General features: G+C 37.4%; 18 protein-coding genes. 8 read left to right on the top strand and 10 right to left on the bottom strand.

Translation table 11 applies throughout. The features are described 5' to 3' along the window. Positions 1-55: 55 nt before the first annotated feature. The 3 genes from ACQWU4_RS11405 to prfA all read right to left on the bottom strand — a co-directional run bounded on the left by ACQWU4_RS11405 (position 56) and on the right by prfA (position 4,116). Positions 56-2,098 carry a prolyl oligopeptidase family serine peptidase gene (locus ACQWU4_RS11405; protein ID WP_429935880.1) on the bottom strand — a complete coding sequence of 681 codons (2,043 nt, stop codon included), beginning with the start codon at positions 2,096-2,098 and terminating at the stop codon, positions 56-58. 153 nt (positions 2,099-2,251) lie between these two features. Beyond that, positions 2,252-2,926 (bottom strand): hypothetical protein, encoded by a 675-nt coding sequence (locus tag ACQWU4_RS11400; protein WP_429935879.1) that lies wholly within the window; start codon positions 2,924-2,926, stop codon positions 2,252-2,254. Between the two features lie 104 nt (positions 2,927-3,030). Beyond that, complete coding sequence (prfA, locus tag ACQWU4_RS11395) at positions 3,031-4,116, bottom strand: peptide chain release factor 1 (protein ID WP_429935878.1); 1,086 nt, start codon at positions 4,114-4,116, stop codon at positions 3,031-3,033. 566 nt (positions 4,117-4,682) lie between these two features. Here prfA and ACQWU4_RS11390 point away from each other — a divergent pair. From ACQWU4_RS11390 to ACQWU4_RS11365, 6 genes are all read left to right on the top strand, one after another. After that, positions 4,683-5,288, top strand: a complete 606-nt coding sequence (locus ACQWU4_RS11390) for a hypothetical protein (RefSeq protein ID WP_429935877.1) — start codon at positions 4,683-4,685, stop codon at positions 5,286-5,288. An 11-nt stretch (positions 5,289-5,299) separates the two neighbouring features. Next, on the top strand, positions 5,300-6,073 hold the full coding sequence (locus ACQWU4_RS11385) for a hypothetical protein (protein ID WP_429935876.1): 774 nt from the start codon (positions 5,300-5,302) through the stop codon (positions 6,071-6,073). A gap of 29 nt (positions 6,074-6,102) precedes the next feature. Then, positions 6,103-6,894, top strand: coding sequence for a hypothetical protein (locus tag ACQWU4_RS11380; RefSeq protein WP_429935875.1), 792 nt, complete (start codon positions 6,103-6,105; stop codon positions 6,892-6,894). Positions 6,895-6,927: 33 nt separating this feature from the next. After that, complete coding sequence (locus ACQWU4_RS11375) at positions 6,928-7,110, top strand: hypothetical protein (RefSeq protein ID WP_429935874.1); 183 nt, start codon at positions 6,928-6,930, stop codon at positions 7,108-7,110. An 81-nt stretch (positions 7,111-7,191) separates the two neighbouring features. After that, entirely contained in the window at positions 7,192-8,001 is an 810-nt protein-coding gene (locus tag ACQWU4_RS11370) for a hypothetical protein (protein WP_429935873.1), read from the top strand. A 2-nt stretch (positions 8,002-8,003) separates the two neighbouring features. Beyond that, positions 8,004-9,173: a hypothetical protein gene (locus ACQWU4_RS11365; protein WP_429935872.1), complete on the top strand. Its 1,170-nt coding sequence runs from the start codon at positions 8,004-8,006 to the stop codon at positions 9,171-9,173. Positions 9,174-9,195: 22 nt separating this feature from the next. Here the strand turns inward: ACQWU4_RS11365 and ACQWU4_RS11360 are convergent, their stop codons facing one another. Further along, positions 9,196-12,033 (bottom strand): alpha-amylase family glycosyl hydrolase, encoded by a 2,838-nt coding sequence (locus tag ACQWU4_RS11360; RefSeq protein WP_429935871.1) that lies wholly within the window; start codon positions 12,031-12,033, stop codon positions 9,196-9,198. 218 nt (positions 12,034-12,251) lie between these two features. Beyond that, on the bottom strand, positions 12,252-14,330 hold the full coding sequence (locus tag ACQWU4_RS11355; RefSeq protein WP_429935870.1) for a T9SS type A sorting domain-containing protein: 2,079 nt from the start codon (positions 14,328-14,330) through the stop codon (positions 12,252-12,254). A 148-nt stretch (positions 14,331-14,478) separates the two neighbouring features. Here ACQWU4_RS11355 and ACQWU4_RS11350 point away from each other — a divergent pair, with 148 nt between their 5' ends. After that, positions 14,479-15,348 (top strand): helix-turn-helix domain-containing protein, encoded by an 870-nt coding sequence (locus ACQWU4_RS11350; protein WP_429935869.1) that lies wholly within the window; start codon positions 14,479-14,481, stop codon positions 15,346-15,348. Positions 15,349-15,443: 95 nt separating this feature from the next. On the opposite strand, the gene ACQWU4_RS11345 is transcribed toward ACQWU4_RS11350, so the two are convergent. After that, positions 15,444-15,728, bottom strand: a complete 285-nt coding sequence (locus ACQWU4_RS11345; protein WP_260541601.1) for a hypothetical protein — start codon at positions 15,726-15,728, stop codon at positions 15,444-15,446. A 93-nt stretch (positions 15,729-15,821) separates the two neighbouring features. Next, positions 15,822-17,429: a fumarate hydratase gene (locus ACQWU4_RS11340; protein ID WP_429935868.1), complete on the bottom strand. Its 1,608-nt coding sequence runs from the start codon at positions 17,427-17,429 to the stop codon at positions 15,822-15,824. Between the two features lie 136 nt (positions 17,430-17,565). Between ACQWU4_RS11340 and fumC the strand changes: the two genes are divergently transcribed. Next, a complete protein-coding gene (gene fumC / locus ACQWU4_RS11335; protein WP_429935867.1) occupies positions 17,566-18,960 on the top strand; it encodes a class II fumarate hydratase in 1,395 nt (464 codons plus the stop codon). Positions 18,961-19,048: 88 nt separating this feature from the next. On the opposite strand, the gene ACQWU4_RS11330 is transcribed toward fumC, so the two are convergent. The 3 genes from ACQWU4_RS11330 to ACQWU4_RS11320 are packed head-to-tail and all read right to left on the bottom strand — an operon-like array spanning position 19,049 to position 22,193. Further along, on the bottom strand, positions 19,049-19,984 hold the full coding sequence (locus ACQWU4_RS11330) for a Dyp-type peroxidase (RefSeq protein ID WP_429935866.1): 936 nt from the start codon (positions 19,982-19,984) through the stop codon (positions 19,049-19,051). Between the two features lie 15 nt (positions 19,985-19,999). After that, positions 20,000-20,719 (bottom strand): ABC transporter ATP-binding protein, encoded by a 720-nt coding sequence (locus ACQWU4_RS11325; protein ID WP_429935865.1) that lies wholly within the window; start codon positions 20,717-20,719, stop codon positions 20,000-20,002. 13 nt (positions 20,720-20,732) lie between these two features. Next, positions 20,733-22,193, bottom strand: coding sequence for a DUF5687 family protein (locus ACQWU4_RS11320; RefSeq protein ID WP_429935864.1), 1,461 nt, complete (start codon positions 22,191-22,193; stop codon positions 20,733-20,735). Positions 22,194-22,203: the final 10 nt, after the last annotated feature.

Genomic DNA, 22,203 nt, shown 5'->3' with positions numbered 1-22,203 from the left:
TATAAAAAAGTTCCGGCCGCTCTTCGAGCGGCCGAAACTTTTTATTTATGTGAAATTATTTCAGTTTTGTTATTCCCATTTCATACAGGGCAAAAGAGATAAGATCTGCATTTTCACTGATCACCTGATCGGTTGCCCTTCCGGCTCCGTGGCCTGCATTTTTCTCAATTCTCAATAAAATCGGGTTTTTACAGCCTTGCTTCTCCTGAAGTTCTGCACCGAATTTGAAAGAGTGTGCAGGAACTACTCTATCGTCATGATCACTTGTAATAATCATTGTGGAAGGATAACATGTTCCTGTTTTCACATTATGTACCGGGGAATAGGATTTAAGGTATTCAAACATTTCTTTGCTGTCTTCTGCAGTTCCGTAGTCATATGACCAGCCTGCCCCTGCTGTAAACTTGTTGTACCTCAGCATATCCAGAACACCAACACCCGGGAAGGCTACTTTGGCAAGATCAGGACGCATCGTCATCGTTGCGCCTACAAGAAGTCCGCCGTTCGATCTTCCGGATAATGCCATATATTCTTTTGAGGTATAGCCTTTACTCTGTAAATATTCTCCAGCTGCGATGAAGTCTTCAAAAACATTTTTCTTTTGTGTTTTCGTTCCTGCGTCATGCCACTTTTTACCATACTCACCACCTCCACGGATATTTGGTACGGCGTAAATTCCTCCGTTTTCCATCCAGATCGCATTGACTACTGAGAATGAAGGCTGAAGACTGATATTGAAACCTCCGTAAGAATACAGGATTGTAGGGTTTTTACCGTCTAGTTTTGTTCCTTTTTTATAATTGATCATCATTGGAACTTTGGTTCCGTCTTTTGAGCTATAGAATACCTGTTCAGAAACATAATCTTCAGGATTAAATTTTACTTTTGGCTTTTGATAGATTTCTGATTTCCCTGAATCTGCATTAAATTTATACGTAGTTCCCGGTGTAATATAGTTGCTGAAAGAGAAATAAAGCTCTTTTTCCTCTTTTTTACCTCCAAAACCTCCTATATTTCCTTTTCCGGGAAGCGCAATTTCTCTGATCAGTTTTCCTGTTTTATCAAACTGTTTTACCTGATCAATGGCATCAATCATATAGGTTGCAAAGAAATATCCGCCTCCTGTAGATATGCCCAAAACATTTTCTGTCTGCGGGATCACATCTTTCCACGTTTCCGGTGAAGGATTGGCAATGGTGGTTTTTACAAGACGCATATTGGGAGCATCTTTATCGGTAAAGATAAAAAGATCATCACCCTGAGTGTCTACAATGCTTGCATTAATATCAAATCCTTTATTGATCTGTACAAAATCACCCCCTTTCTTTAAATCTTTGATATACAGCTCATTTCCATTGGTTGCATTGGCAGCTGAAATGATCAGGTATCTCTGGTCTTCGGAAACACCGGCTCCAAGATACCTTCTAGGTGTTTTATCACCTCCGAAAATTAATTTGTCTTCAGACTGCTTCGTTCCTAATTTATGGAAATACACTTTATGCTTATCAGTCATTCCTGAAAGTACTGTTCCTTCCTTCGGCTTATCATAACTTGAATAGTAGAAACCTTCATCACCCTGCCAGGAAATTCCGCTGAATTTTACATCTATCAGGGTCTCGTCAATTTGTTTTTTGGTAATCGCATCGATGATAATGATCTTATTCCAGTCACTTCCGCCTTCGGAAATAGAATAAGCTGCAAGATTTCCTTTTTTGTTGAATGAAAGATTGGAAAGCGAAGTTGTTCCTTTTTCTGAAAATTTATTCGGATCTAAAAATATTTCGGTTGCTTTACTCTTATTATTGGTTCTGTATAGAATAGACTGTGCCTGAAGACCATCATTTTTATAATAGTAAGTATAATCTCCCTCTTTGAAAGGTGCTGAAATTTTCTCATAATTCCAGATCTCTGTAAGCTGATCCTTGATGTTATTTCTGAACGGGATCTTTGAAAGGTAATTCTGGCTGTAGGCTACTTCATCGTCTACCCATTTCTTTGTAGCATCGGAATCATTTTCCAGATCTCTGAAAGGATCTGCCACAGCAGTACCAAAATAAGTATCTGTCTGACTTCCTTTTACGGCTTTGGGATAATTCATTTTTTGAGAATAAAAAGTTGCTGAAAACAAAACTCCAGCGGTTAATAAGATAGGCTTAAAATTCATAATCAAGGGTTTTCTCAAAAATACATAAAGTATATGACATAAAAAAAGCCCTGAAACCAGAGCTTTTATTAATATTTTCAGGGATCATTATTTAGATCCGAAGCTTTCAAAGTAAAAATCCGTTAACCCAGAGACAATTTCATCAGGACTACCATTCCAATAGTATATTTTTCCACCTTCACTAAGCTGATACAAACTGAATTTTTGTTCTGTAGATACAACTTTATCCGCATTTTTAAAATCCTGCACACTTTGAATCAGGTATTTTTTTAGATCTTCAGGCTGAACTTTTTTGATGTCTCCTGACGGAATATCAGAAAATTTCGCAGGAACTCTGAAACTTACCGAGTAATTGATCTCAGCAATTTTCTGGTCTTCTATATATTCATTCTGAACAATTTTTACATCTTTCACGGAAAGCTTTCCGTTTTTAAAATTCTCCATCATGGCGGTAAAGTATTCTTCAGCTTCTTTTCTGCAGGCATCTGCAGTAGGTTTGGAAAAAGCAGATAAAAAATTATCTGTACTTTCTTTCATCATTTCCTGGGAAACGGTTTTAAAATCTACCTGATAAGCTGTCTCACCATCTACAGTCGGCTTTAAATAGTCATTCAGCCTGGAAAGCACAGCAGCATCATTTTTAACAAAAGTCCCGAAGTACATTTCGAAGATCTCCGAAGGTTTTTTCACTTCTGTCTGAGCCAGCAGGCTTTGACTTAACATCGCCAGCATCATGAATATAATGATTTTAAAGTTTTTCATCGTTATACTTTGGTTTGGTTGTTGTAATTGATTTTCTTATTCCTCGAAATCTTGTTATATAAATAAAAAAGCTCCTGAAATTCAAGAGCCTGTATTATCCGTTTTTAATAATTTTCTTCTTCTCCCTTCATCTTTTCTGCATTTTCCGCCATGATTACTGCATCTATCATTTCAGCAATATCACCATTCATATAGGCATCCAGATTATACATAGATTTATTGATTCTATGATCCGTTACCCTTCCCTGAGGATAGTTGTAGGTTTTAATCTTTGCGGAACGGTCTCCTGTAGAAACCATTGTTTTTCTCTGTGCCGCAATATCTCCCTGCACTTCCTGAAGTTTAATATCATATAATTTAGCACGAAGCATTTCCATGGCCAGCTCACGGTTAGCGAGCTGAGAACGTGCCTGCTGACATACCACCACCAAACCTGAAGGCTTGTGGGTAAGCTGTACTTTAGTCTCTACCTTGTTAACGTTCTGCCCACCGGCACCTCCTGAACGGGATGTCTGCATTTCGATATCTGCAGGATTGATTTCCACATCCACTTCTTCAGCTTCCGGAAGTACTGCAATGGTGATTGCAGAGGTATGAACCCTTCCCTGAGATTCTGTTTCAGGAACACGCTGTACACGGTGAACTCCGGATTCAAATTTCATGATTCCGTAAACACCTTCGCCTTCCACTTTCATGATCAGTTCTTTGTATCCTTTAGCAGCTTCATTAGAATCCGTTACCTCATGTCTCCACCCTTTTGCTTTGAAATACATGGTGTACATTCTGTAGATATCTTCCACAAAAATAGCAGCTTCATCACCTCCTGTTCCTGCACGTAATTCTACAATAATATTTTTATCGTCCGCAGGATCTTTAGGGATCAGCAGAACTTTCAGTTCTTCTTCCAGACCCGGAATTTTAGCCTGAGCTTCCAGTTTTTCCTCTTTAGCAAGATCTACAAGATCTCTGTCTGAGCCATCAGCGATAATCTCATCAGATTCTTCAATCGCATCTAAAGCACCTTTGTATTGATCGTAAACTTTTACAATCTTTCCCAAATCACTGTATTCTTTGTTTAAAGCTGAATATTTTTTTTGATCTGAAATAACATCAGGCTGTATAATAAGGTCTGCAACCTCATTATATCTTTGCTTAATAGCTTCTAGTTTTGGAATTAAACTCTTAGACATAGTAAAAATTTAGTTGGCAAAGATACGGATTGATTTGTAGATGTGCTAATTTCAGATAAAATGAGTGCATATAAATGACCCGTATTAATGGGGGCTGAATATTTTTCACAAATTCACTTTAATATGCATTGAATATAATTGCAATTTTTTCCTCATTTACACTAATTAGTCCAACAATAAAACTATTTTAATAAAATTAAATCTGCAGTATTAATTTACAATTAATTAATATACAAAATAAAAATATTATATACAATTTAAACATTTTTATCAAAAATGCAAAATAAATAAGCAAAACATAGTTAAAGTGATTATTAATATATTTTTTTGCGCATTTTTTTGAAAATTTAACAATTTTTAAAATTGAAAGTTTATATATTTGCAGTGTTCGTTTTGCAGAAATTCTGCAGAATGATCAAAAAACACAAAAAACAACAAATACGATGAAAAAAATAGTTGCAGTCATTATGGCTGTTTCTTTCTGCACGCATTATACTGCGCAGATAGGAATAAACACCCCCTCCCCTAAACAAGAATTACAAGTATCCGGCTCAGGAACCGGTATATTGCAGCCTGTTATAAGAATTGAAGGATTAAATAGTACAAATAATCCGGCACATGAGAATGCATCTTCAGTAAAAAGAGTATTTGCAGATTCAAACGGGACGTTAGTAATTGCTAATAACAACCAGACTAACCAATCTTACCAAGTCCAATTACCAACGACTATAATTCCTGCGGGATCTGATAAATCTGTAGCAAGCCAGACATTTACTTTAGAATACCCATCAATTGTCCATGTACAAGCAAAAATAGGATTAAGTTCGGATAAAATTTCAGATGTCGATGCATTGAGAAATGGGCAGGCAAGATTATTTGGAAGCTATTATAAATTCACTTCTGCGCCTACAGGTGTTCAGACTAATATTGCATTTGGACAGGTAATCATTCCTTTTAACACAATAAATGATAATCAAAGACAATTAGGTGGTAAATTTTATATCGAACCAAGAAAAGATCTGTATCTCCCTAAGGGCACTTATACTCTTGCATTATATGGTTACTCCCAAAGCAGCATCTTAGACTTAACGGTCAACGATCCTGAAGCGTCCACTGGTCTTCCCCAGCCTTCACAGCGAATGACAATCAGTATTACTCCCATAAGCTATTAGAAACTCAAATCATGAAAAATATAATCATTTTTAGCTGTTTTATTTTAAACACTACTCATATTTTGGCTCAAATAGGAATATCAACGAAAACCCCTCAAAAAGCGCTGCATATTTCCGGAACAGTTTCTTCTAAATCTGTTCCCGGTACTTCAGTGAATATTATAAGTCCCACGATGAGGATAGATGGGTTAAATAATACAAGCCAAGCCCTTACAGAGGCCCTTCATCCGGTTTCCGTAACAGATAATGGGGATCTAGTTCTATCTCAAACCATCAAACCGATATTAATGATTGACCCTATTAATACTTCAAACAGCAAAAAAGATTACATTCCGACTGCTGTTAGTATTAATCAGGCTTCAGCAACAACAAATGCAGCCATACAGTCATTTGACTTCACTTTAACATCTCCAAGTTTGGTTAAATTTAGCTCTGTTACAAGTTTTAGATTTGGAAAAGCCTCTGATGGGACACCAATTACAGATGGCTCCAACAGAACATGGGGAACAAAGTTTAGTTTTTCAAGAGTACCTTCAGGAAGCCCTATTGTTTTAAACACATATTTTGGAGAATCTGTGAAATCTTATAATAATATTATAAACAGTACCGAAACAGCCACCGGAATATTGTATGCTTTATCTGATGATGCTTTATATCTTCTTCCCGGTGACTATACTTTAGTTGTTAACCTTTCCGTAGCAACTAATACATCTCAGCCTCTTTTAAAAATAACCTATGGAGAAGGATCTGATACACTAAGCATTTTGGCTTATCCAATACAATAGTAATTCAATATAATTAAATTATTTCAACAGTGAAAAACAATCTTAAAATAATATCTGCTATTGTCATATTGACTCTAAGTCAAAATATTTCTGCCCAACAAAATATTGGGATTAAGACAAGCACACCTCAGGAAAAACTCCATGTAGGAGGACCTTCCAGTATTGTAGATAACAATATCGGAACTACAGGTATTCCTCTCATTACACCCACCGTAAGAATAAACGGCCTTAACATAGCTAATAATGCATCTGCTTTTACCGGAACTGACACTACTGCTCCTCTTTATGTAGATAACAACGGTGATACTTCCGTGAAAAAAGGACTGGAAACATTTGGAACTTATATTATTCCGGGAGATGATGCCATTACAACCAGCAAGCGATTAGATGTTGCCGGAGATGAAGTGTTTGCCACCGTCAATCTACTTACCACATCTTTCACTATCAACCAAAGATCCGTAGTTTACATCTCTTCCAACTTATCTGCTGATGTACAAAACTCATCAGGAGGAACACTAGCAGATGGAAAAGACAGAATGATTGTTGGTGCCATCTACTTCACCAGTGCACCAGCTTCTAGTGGAATTGATACCACTTCCAGCTATGCGATTGATACCTTTGTTTTTTCCAATAGATCCACCAATTCAGCGAATAGCTCTTTCAGACTAAATCCAACCTGCGAATTAGTTCTTCCTGCAGGAACCTACACCGTAGTGCTAGCAGGAAGGGGAGTAGCTGCTGCATATGCACCAGATGCCTACCGCATTATCTTCGGAGGAGGATCTGGAGATAAACTTAATGTATTTGCAAGACCTTTATAAAATTATTATCTAACCTTATAAATTTTTTTTATTATGAACACATTGAACGAAAAATTAGCGAAATTTTCTATCGAAAAACTTGAAGAGCGTAAAGAATTTACATTCTACTGCAACCCAACTCCTTGTGAGCCAAAGCCGTGCACGCCAAAACCTCCATGTGGTGGTGATACAACACCTACCGATCCGGGAACTGGGACTCCAGGAACTTTCAGATAGATAATTGATACTGAACTGATTTCAAATTAATTGCAAAGTACCTGATCATGATCAGGTACTTTTAAATTTAAATAAACAGATATGGCAGATATCCAGCCCTCACTATATTTCTTTAGAAACCAAACTCATTTTCTAAAGGAAAACTTCATTATTGACAATGAGGAACTTCTTCAAAAGTTTACAACTTCAGTAGAACATCTTTGTTATTTTACTCTTAAAATGGATAAAATCATCGATGGAGACTATAAATTCAGTAATGAATCTGAAAATAGTGACTTTTATTCCGCGGTAAAAAGCCATCAGGAATCGGTAAGGATTATGACAGAAATTTTTCCAAAAAATCATGACTTCTGGAATCATCTTGATGAAAATAACCGTCAATATTATACTACTCTTTCAAAAGAAAAATACAATACTTCCACTAAACCGGTTTTTACACTGAAAGAATTTGAAAAATATGCAATTGGAAAACATACACTTGCTTTTATCCCTATTATTGGCCTGGATTATATTTTTGAGAAAAAATGCAATATTGAACAATTAAAAGAGGTTTACGTATTAATTTTTAAGGGAATCCAGATGAATGATGATATTGAGGATTTATCTGCAGATATTCAAAATGGTCAATGGACCTACGTGAGATCCCGCGTAGAGGAGTTTATAAAAGAAAACAATCTTTCCAACGAATCTAATCTTGATCAATTTGAGGAAAGAGTATTCTATGTATCAGGAATTGCTCAGGAGCTTATACATTATAGCAAGGAAAGCTTTATCAAAGCAAGAAATATTGCTATAGAAAATAACTATAGAGAGATCACCCAATGGCTTAGCGAAATAATTGCTGACATCAGTAAAAATGAAGAGCTTGTGTTAAGTCTTATAAACGATTAGTTATGTCTTTAATCCGAACAGATTATTTTTTATCTCCCTATCAAACCGGAAAATGGGTCTTGGAAGTTTCCGGGGCACATTTTATTATTAACGATGATACTAAAAAACTAGTTGATATTCTTTCCCGGGCACAAAATTATGAGGAGGCAACAGTACAGTTCAATTCTGATTTTGAAAATCACGACCTCAATGAAACAGAATTTACCAGTTTTACAGAAAAGGTTTTTGAAGGAATTCCCATTTTCAATAATTCTACCATAGAAGTAAAAGAATCAAAAAGCTATATCAAATTTCAAAAAGAACTGCTAAAACCTTCTACTGCTGGAAAAATAGCTTCCCTGATTACTTTCCTGTTTAATAAAAAACTGTTCTGGATTACTTTTTCCCTGCTTGTTTTGCTGGAAATTATAATCATGGTAACAACTTCTTTATCTTCTTTTACAAACCTTTCACCCCTCTGGATTTTGGCAATTTATACCTCAACCATGTTTTTACATGAGCTGGGACATATTGCTGCCTGCAGGAAGTTTACTGGAAAAAATGGAGAAATAGGTTTCGGGATTTATTTTATATTTCCGGTATTATACTCAAATATTTCATCTGTCTGGCATGCCAGCAAACAGGAAAGGGTGATTACCAATCTGGCAGGAATTTATATGCAGCTATTGTGTATGTTTATCTTATACGGACTTTATTTACTTACACATAATGCTTCTTTGCTTTATCTGGCTTATTTTATTGCCTTTTATTGCCTTTTACAGGTCTTTCCGTTTATAAGATCTGACGGATACTGGTTATTATCTGACCTTACATCTACTTCCAATCTTCTTCAGAAATCTGAAACTGAAGTTAGAAGTTTTATCTCAAAACCCTTTGGCTGGCTGAAAGAAAAGAAAGAGAAAAAAGTATTTCTTTTAGGCTATGGCCTTTTCAATTACGCCATTCTTATTTACTTTATTACTACACAACTTATTTTTAACTGGAAGGGAGTTTTATATTTTCCTGTTTATATTTTTAATACAATTAAACAGGTTCTCACTTTACAGTTTGATAAGATGACTTTCGATAATAGCCTGATTACTGTTGTTATATTCTATATTCTTTTATTCAACAACATCAGTAACATTACAAAGAATATTTCAGCATCAATAGATAAAAAAAGAGACCGCTAAAGCAGTCTCTCAATATTTATATTTATTTGATAATCATTTTCTGAATGGCTGTTCCTGATTCAGACCGCAGATGAACCAAATAGGTTCCGGCCGGATAATTTGCCTTCAGTTCATATGTTCCGTTTTCAGCATTTAATTTAAATGAATCCATTTTTTTGCCGCTCATATCAAAAATAACGATTTCCCCGTTTTTAACTTTGTGGTAAACTAATTTTGCCAAACCGTTTTTCACAGGATTATCTGCAATCTGAAGAGACAGTTTATTGGCTGCATTCACATCAATAGTTGATAAAGCTCCTGCATAATTTCCAAAGATTCTGAATTCTCCCGGCTGCAAAGTGATAGGAGCCGTTGTAGAAGCAACATTCGAAATTGAATTATCCATCAGATTCTGCCACTGCCCTGTATAAGGGAAATAAGGAACCACATTCTGAGCTGCAGTAGTATAGTTTGCCAGCACTACAATGTTCTTCACTCCGGCTATTGTATTGTCATATACATAGATTCTGGTAATCAAACCGTCAGGATCGTTGGTAAGATTGTTAGATTCAACTGTGTATGTTTTTGATTTGAAAACCGGATAAGTATTTCTGATATTGATAATTTTAGCCCAGGTATCATATACCGATTTTCTCGCCGCATTGGTATCATATCCTAAAGTAAAGGCCACAGGCTTTTCATCAGTTCTGCACCCACTGCTGATTGTACCGTCTGCACATCTGTTGATACTGAATTCATAACCCAGTTCACCAAACTGCCAGATCATTTTCGGACCCGGAATGGTGAAGAATGTTGCTCCGAAAGTTTTCATTCTTTCAAGGGCCGTATTTAGGTTGGTAACATTGTAAGTTCCATTAACTGCCCCGTAAGCAAGATTCTTAAACATTAATCTTTCTTCGTCATGGCTTTCTCCGTAGCCTACAGCAGACATATTCGTAAAGCCGTGAAGACTGTGATTCATTCTGTCGTAGTTACTGTTCTCTTTGTAGCCCATTGTATTTTGGTTGTATGGATCAGTCTGCTTATTCCAAAGCATTACTCCTTTTCCTTCAGCAATTCTATAATTTGCCCACTGCTGTTCCTCTGCATCTGTTCCCAAATGCTCAAATATCATGTAAGAATTCGGATCGATAGCCCATTGCTTATCAGCATAGTTTTTCATAATATCCACTCTGTCCTGCTGGTAAGCATTGGTGCAGGCTTCGTCATTTTCAGAGCAGCTTTGGGTAAATCCTTTTGTAAGATCCCAACGGAATCCGTCGATATGATATTCAGTCAGCCATTGCTGCAGAGTTCTTTCAACATAATACTGTGTTGCAAGGCTTGTATGGTTAAAATCATTAAATACATTATAAGAATGCTTCGGAACCTGGTTGAAATAAGGGTTATTAGCTGCAATATCTCCAAAACCATCTCCATCAGGATCAATATTCCAAAGCCTGGCTAATGGTGAACGTCCTGTCGCATGATTAAATGCCACATCTAAAATAACAGCAATCCCATTCTGATGACACAGATCAACAAATTCTTTGAATTTTTCCGGAGTTCCATAAGCTTTATCCAGTGCATAATGGAAAGAGGTATTATAACCCCACGAAAGGTTTCCGTCAAACTCCATAATAGGAAGCAGCTCAATAGCGTTGATATTCAGGTTCTTTAAATAAGTTATCTTATTAATAAGTGACTGCCAGTTTTTTTCCTGTGTAAAGTCTCTCAGCAATAATTCGTACACCATCAGGTTTTCCTTAGCAGGTCTTTGAAAATTTGTTACCTGCCAGTTATAAGGAGTCTGCCCGGTTTTAAACATAGATACTTCAAAGTTTTGTCCGGCAGGAAAAGCTGGTAGATTCGGGTAAGTAGTGCTTGAAATCCACTGATCATCATAAGAAGATAAAATTTGCGGAGAGAATGGGTCTGCCACAATCTTTATATCATTTGTTCTGTACTGGAAAGTATATAGTTGCTGTGGAGTCAACCCGGTAAGTTCAATCCAATAAAGATCAGGATTAGCAGTATCTCTCTTCATTAAATAAGTGTCATTCACTGTCCAGTTATTAAAACTTCCTATGACATGTACAAAGTTTTTATGAGGAGCATACAGCGCAAGACCTACTTTGGTCTGATCTGTAGGACTATAATTGATCCCCTGTCTGATCCAGCCCGGAATTGCTTCAGAAATCACATTTCTTGGAATTTGCAACATGAATGTAGCATTCTTGGTGTTTGAATTGGCATCCGTTGCAATCAGCTCCATATTCGCATCCTGAGTTACTGTGTAGCTGTAATTGTAAGATTGAGAAGGTGCAGAAGTAGAATTTACAACTGCTCCGTTGGCTTTTAGCTGGAAAGTTGCGGCAACATTCGTTGTTGCGGTAATGTTGATAGAATTCCCTGCCGGAACTGTAGTCAGACTGTTCGCAGCCGGATTGGTCAGATTTAAATTTAAAATCCCGACATTCACAAAAATATCCGGTGAAGTTTGGTGAGCTCCGGTCTTATCTTTTAATAAAAAGCCAAATCTTCCTATACCGGTCCTTCCGTAAAAAACAGTTGGAGTAAAAGATAAGGAATATGTATCCGTTCCTGCATTATAAGCAAGTTTATTCAGTTCATTGGAGTTATTCCAGCTGCCGTTGGTAGGACAATCCTGGCTATTCTGATAATTGGTATCCAAAGACCATGACCAAATGTAAATGGCATTATTTGAAACACCCCAACCCGTTTCATCAATCTGATCACCGGGAACCGTTAAAGTAATTGCATCTGTTTCATTGAATGGATTCGGAATAATCGTATAGTTGATTTGTCCAAAAACAAAGGCTCCAATAAACAGATAAATAAGGGAATAAAATTTTCTCATTAGTCTATTTTTTTATCGAATATAGGGTTTATTTTCTTTTTACATATTTATTTTTTGATAATGAGACAATATAAAAAAAGACCCATGATTTTTTTTCATGAATCTTTGCAATAAAAGTAATTGTAATGAACTATGCTTTAAAATAAATTAATTCTAAGTTTTCCCAACAAAAGGCTTTCCTAAAAAAGCCTTTGCTGATCAATCAAATAAAGCCGGACCTAGTTTTTAATAATTTTCTTAGAAAAAACCTGCCCGTTCTTTAATTTTAACTCTACCATATAAATTCCACCAGGCACCCCGTTGATGTTGATCTGGTTATTGGTGAACTGTACATTATTGAGCTTTTGCCCAACCATATTGATAATACTTACACTTTCAATCAATGAATCTGCCTTGATATTAAGAATACCATTCGTAGGATTAGGATATATTCCTACTGTTTCAGTATTTTTTATAATATCAGATGTTCCCAGTGCTGAAGCCGTTTTTATGCATCTTACCGCAGAGCCCTGTCCTCTCATTGCTCCCGAAGAAGGATTGGCAATAGTAGAACCTATATATAAATATTTTCCACCGGAGTTGGATGTATCCGAACTCCAGAAATAACCTCTTTGTCCCGCGAACGTAAGAGCTCCGCTTGAAGAACTTCTATATCCCGATGCCGGAAGCTTCAAATGACTGTTATAAGCAGTTCCCGGATTGGCAATATTTTCTGTATTCACAATATCCGTCCATTCAGCCTGAGAGGGCATTTTCCAGCCCGGCCCTACTGCTCTGCAAGGATCTGCCCCAATACTATTTGTTACATTGGCAGGGTTTGAAGCTGACCATTTATCGGTTGCTGCAAAAGTTCCCCACCATGAAGGTGATCCAATGATAAAGGCATTCAAACCCGCTAATCCGTCCGGAGAATTCGGAGATGTTGGGGCTGCTGTGGCTGAATTTCTAAGCTGGTGCCCGTCATCCCATCTTCCCCATTGGAAAAGATCTCCATAGGAAGCCTCATCTCCCATAGAAGAGCTAACCTGAGAGCTTCCCAGGTTCTGCTGAAGCCATATATTTCCATCACTGCCTCTTACCGTAGCATAAGTAACCTGCTGCCCGCGATACGTAAAGGTAACACAGCCTGTATCTCCTGCATTACTTCCCGGATCTGTATTGGTACAACCCGGTGGAACGCCATCCAGCAGAATTCTTTTCACTTTGGTTACACCTTCTGAATAAGCCAGTACCAGATAATTATTCGTCCTGTCTATAGCCAGATCATTATATTTTGCTTCTCCTGCAGAAATAAAATCTCCGCCAAGAGTCAACCAGTTCTGCGTAGCGGTATCAAATTTATAAACCGTATTTCTTAGTAAATTATCATTTTCAAAACGGCTGGCTACAACATAAGGCTGCCCGGACTGGGTAACCGCTATAGCTACATGCTGTACCTTTCCACCGGAAAAATTAGCTTCTCCAAGCTGTATCCAAGCGTTTCCTTCAAATTTCTTTACATTTAATTTCTGGCCGTTTGCCGGGCTGGAAACATAGGCTACATACAGGTTATTATTCCCATCTACAGCAATATCTGATGTATATTGTTCCGAAGAGGAAGCAGCATCCACAATACTTCCGCCAACCAGAGTCCATGTATCTGCAGCCGTAGCTGAAGTGCTGTTCTGATACACCCTCATTCCTTCAGATACACTGCAGGTATATACTTTTTCATTGGATCCTATAACCATTTCTGCAAATGAAGCGCCATTGGAAAACCCTGCATTTCCTACCTGTTCCCAAGCTCCGTTTACATAGCGTTGTACCGTTCCTGAATTCTGTCCTCCAAATGTAAACAGTACATCAGATGGCGAAACTGCTGAAGCATGATAATTGGCTGCTGATGTCGTAACATTAGGAAGCTGTGACCATGAAGTCCCATTAAATTGACGTACTGCAATTCCCGATCCCGGATACCCAATCTGATTAGTATAGAAAATCTTCCCTGAACTGTCAAGCGATAAAGAGTTAAAAGTCGCTGTTCCTTCAGTAATTCCTGCAGATCCTCCTACATATGACCATAAAGTTCCGTTAAATTTCTGTACAGTCCCTTTTGCAACAGAGGTATCATAATAGGACAGGTAATAATTTCCTGCCTGATCCACTGCCAGATTATTGTAACTGCTTCCGGCAGCTGAAACGCCTCCCACACCTCCTACATCTTCCCATTGCTGGCCATATAGATAACTTCCTGCGATGGTAAGTAATGCTAAACCTGCTCCTATTTTACGCATCGCAAAATGTAAATTTTGAAACATATATAATATTATTTTTAATTATTCTAAATTTAATTTAATTTTGCGCAAAATTACTTTACATCCTCAACCTCAAGTTATCATTTTCAAACTTTTTGTTATCCGGTGTAGGAATTTATTTCAAATTGTACCACTCTTAAAGTCATTTCGTATGAAGAATCCATCCCGGAACGGACTATTGTTCAGTTCAGAAAACATCAGGATTATTATACAGGAGGATAAGCAGCCTGAAAAGTTTTCAAGATTACATATGATTGAGAGTAAGGCAAGTTTCAGTCTCCTTTTTCTGCTGAGCCCCAATATAAGGCTGGAGGCCAATGACTGTGAGACAAAATTCCTGTTCAGAAAAAATCAGTATATTCTGCATTACTCTTCCAGGGAAAGTACAGCAGAGCTATGGACTGAAAACCAGGAAACAATAAAATATTTTCAGATACAGATTAACTACCAGTATATTTTCAATCTTATAGATCCGGAATCCAGCAGAGAAAATGCAGAAATTCTCGAAAATATGATCAGAAACAATTATATTTTCCTTCATAAGAAAACTCCGCCTTATATGACTGTGGAAATGCATATGATTCTGAATGAACTGATCAGCTATTCAAAAAAAGGAATGATGCAGAGATTATTTGTAGAAGCTAAAATTATTAAACTTCTCATTCTTATTTTTGAACAGTTCAATGAAAAAAATAAAACACAGGAAGATCCGGGAATTTCTTTCCTGGTGAAAAAATTTATTGATGAAAATTACCATAGGAGCATCAGAGCTGAAGATATTGGGAAACTGACAGGTTTTAGCCAGAATAAGATCAGGAAAGAGTTTAAGTATCAATATAATATGACCGTTACAGATTATATTTCGGAACTGAGAATGCTAAAGGCAAAGAAAATGATCATTGACAAGGATATTATGATCAAGGAAATCGCCATTGAATGCGGTTATGAATATGTACAGAACTTCACCCGCGCATTCAGGAAAAAATTCGGAGTATCTCCTGAAAAGATGAGAAACGGATAATAAAAAAACCGCCTAAAAAATTAAGCGGTTTGTATATGTTGTTTTGCTTTGATATTACTTTTTCAGAATTCAGGTGAAAAAGCAATGACAATCAATTAATGATGATGTCCGTGATCGTGGATGAAAGGACCGTTCCCTTTAGGATTGCTGAAGATTACTTCTACACCTTCCTGCTCATTAACCTCTTTTCTTCTGATATCCTCAGGATCAAAAGGTTTTACTTTTCCGAAATATTCTTTCAGACCTTCAGTTAACCACATTGGGATTACCAAACCGAAGAACATGAAGATACACCAGAACCCTACTAAGAACATAATTATAAAGAATACAGTCCATAGGAACTGGTAGAACGGCCAAAATGCTGATAAAATAGTTATCATTCTCTTAAAGATTTTAGGCAAAAATAGGACTTTTTTGTGTTGTATACAAAAGATACAGGTCCTATTTTATAATTTATTTTGATTTTAAACTAATTAATGGGCAAGATCTGCGAAGAAATCATTGCCTTTATCATCCGTAATAATGAATGCAGGGAAATCTTTTACTTCAATCTTTCTTACAGCTTCCATACCCAATTCCGGGAAGTCCACAACATCTACAGATACAATATTGTCTTTGGCAAGAATAGCAGCCGGTCCACCGATTGATCCAAGATAAAATCCTCCGTACTTACCGCATGCATTGGTAACATCTTTACTTCTGTTTCCTTTGGCCAGCATGATCATACTTCCGCCATGACTCTGGAATTCATCAACATAAACATCCATTCTACCTGCCGTTGTAGGTCCGAAACTACCTGAAGCCATTCCTTCCGGAGTTTTTGCGGGTCCTGCATAATAGATCGGGTGATTTTTGAAGTATTCAGGCATTGGTTTTCCACTGTCGATGATCTCTTTGATCTTTGCGTGGGCAATATCTCTCGCAACGATAAGTGTTCCGTTTAATTTCAATCTTGTTTTGATCGGATATTTCGATAACTCTGCCAATATTTCCGGCATTGGTTTGTTCAGATTGATCTCTACAGCTTCTTCAAGATGTGGTGGTGTATCAGGTAAGAATCTTTTAGGATCCTGCTCAAGCTGCTCAAGGAAAATACCGTCTTTTGTAATTTTTCCTTTGATATTTCTGTCTGCAGAACAAGAAACCCCCATTCCAACCGGACATGAAGCAGCGTGACGGGGAAGCCTGATAACTCTTACGTCATGAGTAAGGTATTTCCCTCCGAACTGCGCTCCGATTGCACTTTCCTGACATATTTTCTGAACTTTAGCCTCCCACTCAAGGTCTCTGAAAGCCTGTCCGGCTTCATTCCCTTCTGTTGGAAGATGATCGTAATATTTTGCAGATGCTTTTTTTACGGCAGCCAGGTTTGCTTCAGCAGAAGTTCCACCTATGACAAGAGCCAAATGGTAAGGCGGACATGCAGCCGTACCAAGGTCTGAAATTCTTTCTTTAACAAATTCTTCAAGAGACTTTTCATTTAATAATGATTTGGTCTTTTGATATAAGAATGTTTTATTGGCAGAACCACCACCTTTTGTTAAAAATAAAAATTCGTAGTAATCTCCTTTTTTTGCATAAATATCAATCTGTGCAGGAAGATTTGATCCTGAATTTTTTTCATCAAACATCGTTAAAGGAACTACCTGAGAGTATCTGAGGTTTCTTTTCTGATAGGTATTGTAAATTCCTTTGCTCAAATATTCTCCGTCATCAACTCCTGTATAAACATTTTCTCCTTTTTTCCCCATCACAATGGCAGTACCTGTATCCTGACATGAAGGAAGAGCTCCTTCAACAGCAACTGCAGCATTCTGCAACAGGTTGTAAGCCACGAATCTGTCATTATCAGTAGCTTCCGGATCATCAATGATTCTTCTGAGACTTTCAAGGTGGGAAGAACGAAGCATGAATGAAACATCAGCCATAGCTTCTTCAGCGAGAAGTTCGAGTCCCTTCGGATCAACCGTTAAAATCTCCCTTTCTCCTAATTTCTCAACCTTTACATAATCTGATGTAAGCTTTTTATACACCGTATCATCCTTCTGAATCGGATACGGATCCTGATATCTAAAATCCATTCAATTTTTGTTTATGCAAAAATACGTCATCCCTTAAAAAACATGAGTAAAATCAGTCATTCGTATTGATATTTATAATGATTATAAATTGCGTGATTCTGCGTTTATGGTTAACTTTATAAAAATTTCAATCACAATGAATTACAGAATCGAAAAGGATACTATGGGAGAGGTTCAGGTACCTGCAGATAAGTTTTGGGGGGCACAGACTGAGCGTTCAAGAAATAATTTTAAGATCGGGCCTGAAGGTTCTATGCCTCATGAGATCATTGAAGCTTTTGCTTACTTAAAAAAGGCAGCAGCCTACACCAACACTGATCTTGGAGTTCTTTCCGCAGAAAAAAGGGATATGATTGCCAAAGTGTGCGACGAAATTCTTGATGGAAAACTAAATGATCAGTTTCCTTTGGTAATCTGGCAGACCGGCTCGGGAACCCAGTCCAATATGAATGTCAATGAAGTGGTTTCAAACAGAGCTCACGTTAACAACGGCGGAACTTTAGGTGACAAATCCGAAATTCATCCGAATGATGATGTAAACAAATCCCAGTCTTCTAATGATACCTACCCTACGGCCATGCATATTGCTGCTTATAAAAAAGTGGTAGAAGTAACTATTCCGGCTGTTGAAAAATTAAAGAATACCCTTGCTGAAAAAGCAGAAGCTTTTAAAGATATTGTGAAAATAGGACGAACTCACCTTATGGATGCTACCCCGCTTACTCTGGGACAGGAGTTTTCAGGATACAAAGCACAGCTTGAATTCGGACTGAGGGCTTTAAAAAATACACTTCCTCACCTTTCTGAGCTTGCTCTTGGCGGAACTGCTGTAGGAACAGGACTTAATACTCCAAACGGTTATGATGTAAAGGTGGCTGAATATATTGCCAAATTCACCAATCATCCTTTTATAACTGCAGAAAATAAATTTGAAGCACTAGCTGCACATGATGCTATTGTTGAATCTCACGGGGCTTTAAAACAGCTGGCTGTCTCTTTATTTAAAATTGCTCAGGATATCAGATTACTGGCTTCCGGGCCACGCTCCGGAATCGGGGAAATCCATATTCCTGAAAATGAGCCGGGATCTTCCATCATGCCGGGGAAAGTAAACCCTACACAAAATGAGGCAATGACCATGGTTTGTGCACAGGTTTTAGGAAATGATACTACAATTTCTTTTGCAGGAACACAGGGAAATTATGAGCTGAATGTTTTCAAGCCAGTGATGGCCTACAATTTCCTTCAATCTGCCCAACTGATCGCTGATGCATGTATTTCCTTCAATGATCACTGTGCCGAAGGTATTGAACCGAACCATGAAAGAATTAAAGAACTGGTAGACAAATCATTAATGCTTGTTACCGCTCTGAACACACACATTGGTTATGAAAATGCCGCTAAAATTGCGAAAACAGCGCATAAAAATGGAACTACTTTAAAAGAAGAAGCCATCAAGCTTGGTCTTTTAACTGCCGAACAGTTTGATGAGTGGGTAAAACCTGAAGATATGGTAGGAAGCCTGAAATAAGATTTCAGTAATTATTGATTAAATATTAGAAAGCCTCAGAAATTCAGAGGCTTTTATTTTTTCAGCATTATTCTGCCAATCTTTTTTATTATCCTGAAAACTCATCCAGCATATTTCGGGTAGGAACAAAGAAAAGTGTTCCGGTAACCGCTGTACTGAAATCTAAAATCCTGTCATAATTTCCCGGAGGATCTCCGATAAACATATTCGTCAGCATTTTTTTAGTTGTACTGAAAGTATTTGAATAAGCAATAAAATAAGTTCCGAACTCATTGGAAGACGGGCTTCCAAAAGGCATATTATCTCTTACAATTTTCAGTTCTTCACCATTTTCGCCTTCAATATTGGCTAAAGCGATATGAGAATTGGATGGCTTTACGGCATCAGACATTTCAATATCATTTTCTTTTGACCTACCGATCACTTTTTCCTGCTCCTCTGTAGAAAGTCCTTTCCATGCATCCATATTGTGGATGTATTTCTGAACAAATAAATAACTTCCGCCTTTATACTGAGGGTCTTCGTCTCCTATTTTGGCAAAATAATCACGGTCTTCTCCATGAGGATTTTCTGTTCCGTCCACAAAACCGAGAATAGAACGTGCGTCCCAGTATTTAAATCCATGAATTTCAAGAATACTTTCTGCGACGGGAGCCAGAAGCTTTGAAATCTCTATCGCCATATCAAAAATAAGGCTTTTATTATCTGCTCTCAGGTGAAAATGAAGATCTCCCGGTGTGGAAACAGCTGCATGTTTTCCCCCTTTAATCTCTTCAAAATTAACTAATTCCTTAGGCAAAGGAGTCGAAAGTTCCAGCTTTTTCCAGGCTTCAAAACCTATTCCCATAACACAGCTCGCCCGGCTGTCGGGAAACCTGTTGAAAACAGAATTATTAAGATTGAGGACCAAAGCACAAAGCTGTTGAAAAACAGGTTTCAGCTGAGGACTTTCATTAAGTTTCCATACCATAAAGATGGTATTGCTGTTAGGATAATCCGTAACGTTCTGTGATTCTATGCTCATTATTTTTAATATGGATTATACTGCTGAAGGCGTAGAAACCTGATCTGCAAAATACTGTTCCAGATCTTTCAATGTTTCCGGATTCGTCTTGATGTCTTTTACCAGCTGGCCTTTGTTTACTACAACAATTCTGTTACAGACTTCCGTAGTATGGGAAAGATCATGACTGGAGATCAGGAAAGTAACTCCATCCTGTTTTGAGAGTTCTTTAATGAGGTTTTTCAGCTTGATCTGGGTAGAAGGATCAAGATTTGCAAAAGGTTCATCAAGAATAATAATTTCCGGATTTCCAATAACAGCTCCTACGATTCCTACTTTTTTCTGGTTACCTTTGGATAAGTCACGGACGTATTTTCCGGAATTAAGGATCTCTCCGTTAAAGAAATCATGAAAAGGCTTCAAGAATTCATCAACAGAAGCTTTGTTCTGGCCTCTCAGTTCTCCGATAAAGTAAAAATATTCTTCAGGGGTAAGATAGCCGATCAAAAAAGTATCATCTACGAATGCAGAGACTTTATTTTTCCAGGCTTCGGACTCATTAACCTTGATATCTTCAATGCTTACAAATCCTGTCGTAGGCTGGATCAGATCAAGCATAAGACTGAAAAGCGTCGTTTTTCCAGCTCCATTGTTTCCTACAAGTCCAAACGTTTCACCGTTAGGGATTTCAAGATGTTCAATATTAAGAACTGTAGCTGTTCCGTATGTTTTGGATAAATTATTGATCGTAATCATAGAAGTTTAGTCTTTATTTTTTAAATGCGTCCAGTGTGCTGTACTTTTCGCTTTTGTATTGTTTAACAATGATATTGAACATTTTTTCTCTGAATAAGAATCCTGCAAATCCTAAAATTGCAATACTCACCACTCCGGCCGTAATTCCAAAAAAGTATTTTGTCAGAGCAAAAACACCCATAGGAAGTAACATTTTAGGAATTAAAAGGAGCATAGATTTAAGGTTAAAGCTGTTTTTCTGTCCTATTCTTTTCTCTTTTGAGTTCAGGTCAATCTGGGTTTTGTTAAATGCTCCGGACCAGAGTGTCAACTGGGAGTTCACTCCTATATTATAAATCCCTGCCGCAAAGAATGTTACGTAAACTTCCCAACCGAAGTAAACATAAAACAACGCAAGAACCACGGAAGCTGCTGTCATGATATTGATGAGCCACCATTTTGCCTTAAGATATTCTTTGTAAGGAACATTCAGCGTCATCATTAAAGGATAGTAAGAGCTGTCGAAAGCTGGAACCCGCTGTCCGAAAAGAAATTGGAAACCACCGGTCACAAATAACCCCATAAGCATCATCATAGCAGGTGTTTTATATCCATTAGAAGTATACATCAGCATTCCATAGAAAAGGAATAAAAAGCTTCCAATCAGGATTCCTTTTGTTACTTTATTTCGTCTCAGCATTTTAATATCATTATTGATAAACGTTCCTATGACACCATATTTGTTTAAGAAAGCAATATTTTCTGTCTTTCCAAACTGTTTCTTAGCCTCCAGTCCCTGATCCAGATAAAATTCTTTACGGACATAGCCGAAGCAGATTCTCCACAGAGCCAAAAACAGAACAACCGGAATGGCAATCAGATAAGGATTTTGGTAGAAACCATATATCAGTTTTTCCGAATAAGAAAGTACTGGTATAATATTATAATAGCCTAGACCGGCAACTGCAGCCAATATACAGCCTATGATAATAACGATGGTCTCTTTATCATTAAACAGGATATTGATAAAATTATTAATATAAAACAATAAAGAAATCCCGATAAACCACGTCAAAATACCCACAACACTATAGCCGTTGAATAATGCAATGATTGAAAATGTGATAAAGAATAAAGAATTCAGCCAACTTAACGCCGAAAGAAAGGTTTTTATAAGCATATAATTAACCAGCGTATTCTTCGGAATATTCAGGGTAAGGAAAGGTTTGATGTTCTGGGTTGGCATTTCCTGCCAGATGTATTTCAGGACCAGATCTACCGCCCATGCAACCACCAAAAGTTTTGAAATTGCTTTTAAAGGGTCCAGATGCATTTCATCCCGCACATAAAAAAATGCAGCAAAGGCACCACCCGCAAGGCACGCCATAAAATAAAGAACAGCCATAAAACGCAGGATCTTCATTAAAAGGTTCACGCCTACAGAAGTACCGCGGAAAAAGCTTTTTACTTCAAGCCTCAGGAACTTTAGAAACATATTTTAGTTT

Origin of the sequence: Chryseobacterium sp. MIQD13 (genome assembly GCF_050496705.1) — a bacterium.
Lineage (GTDB): Bacteria > Bacteroidota > Bacteroidia > Flavobacteriales > Weeksellaceae > Chryseobacterium.
This window is presented reverse-complemented; position numbering and strand designations above follow the sequence as displayed.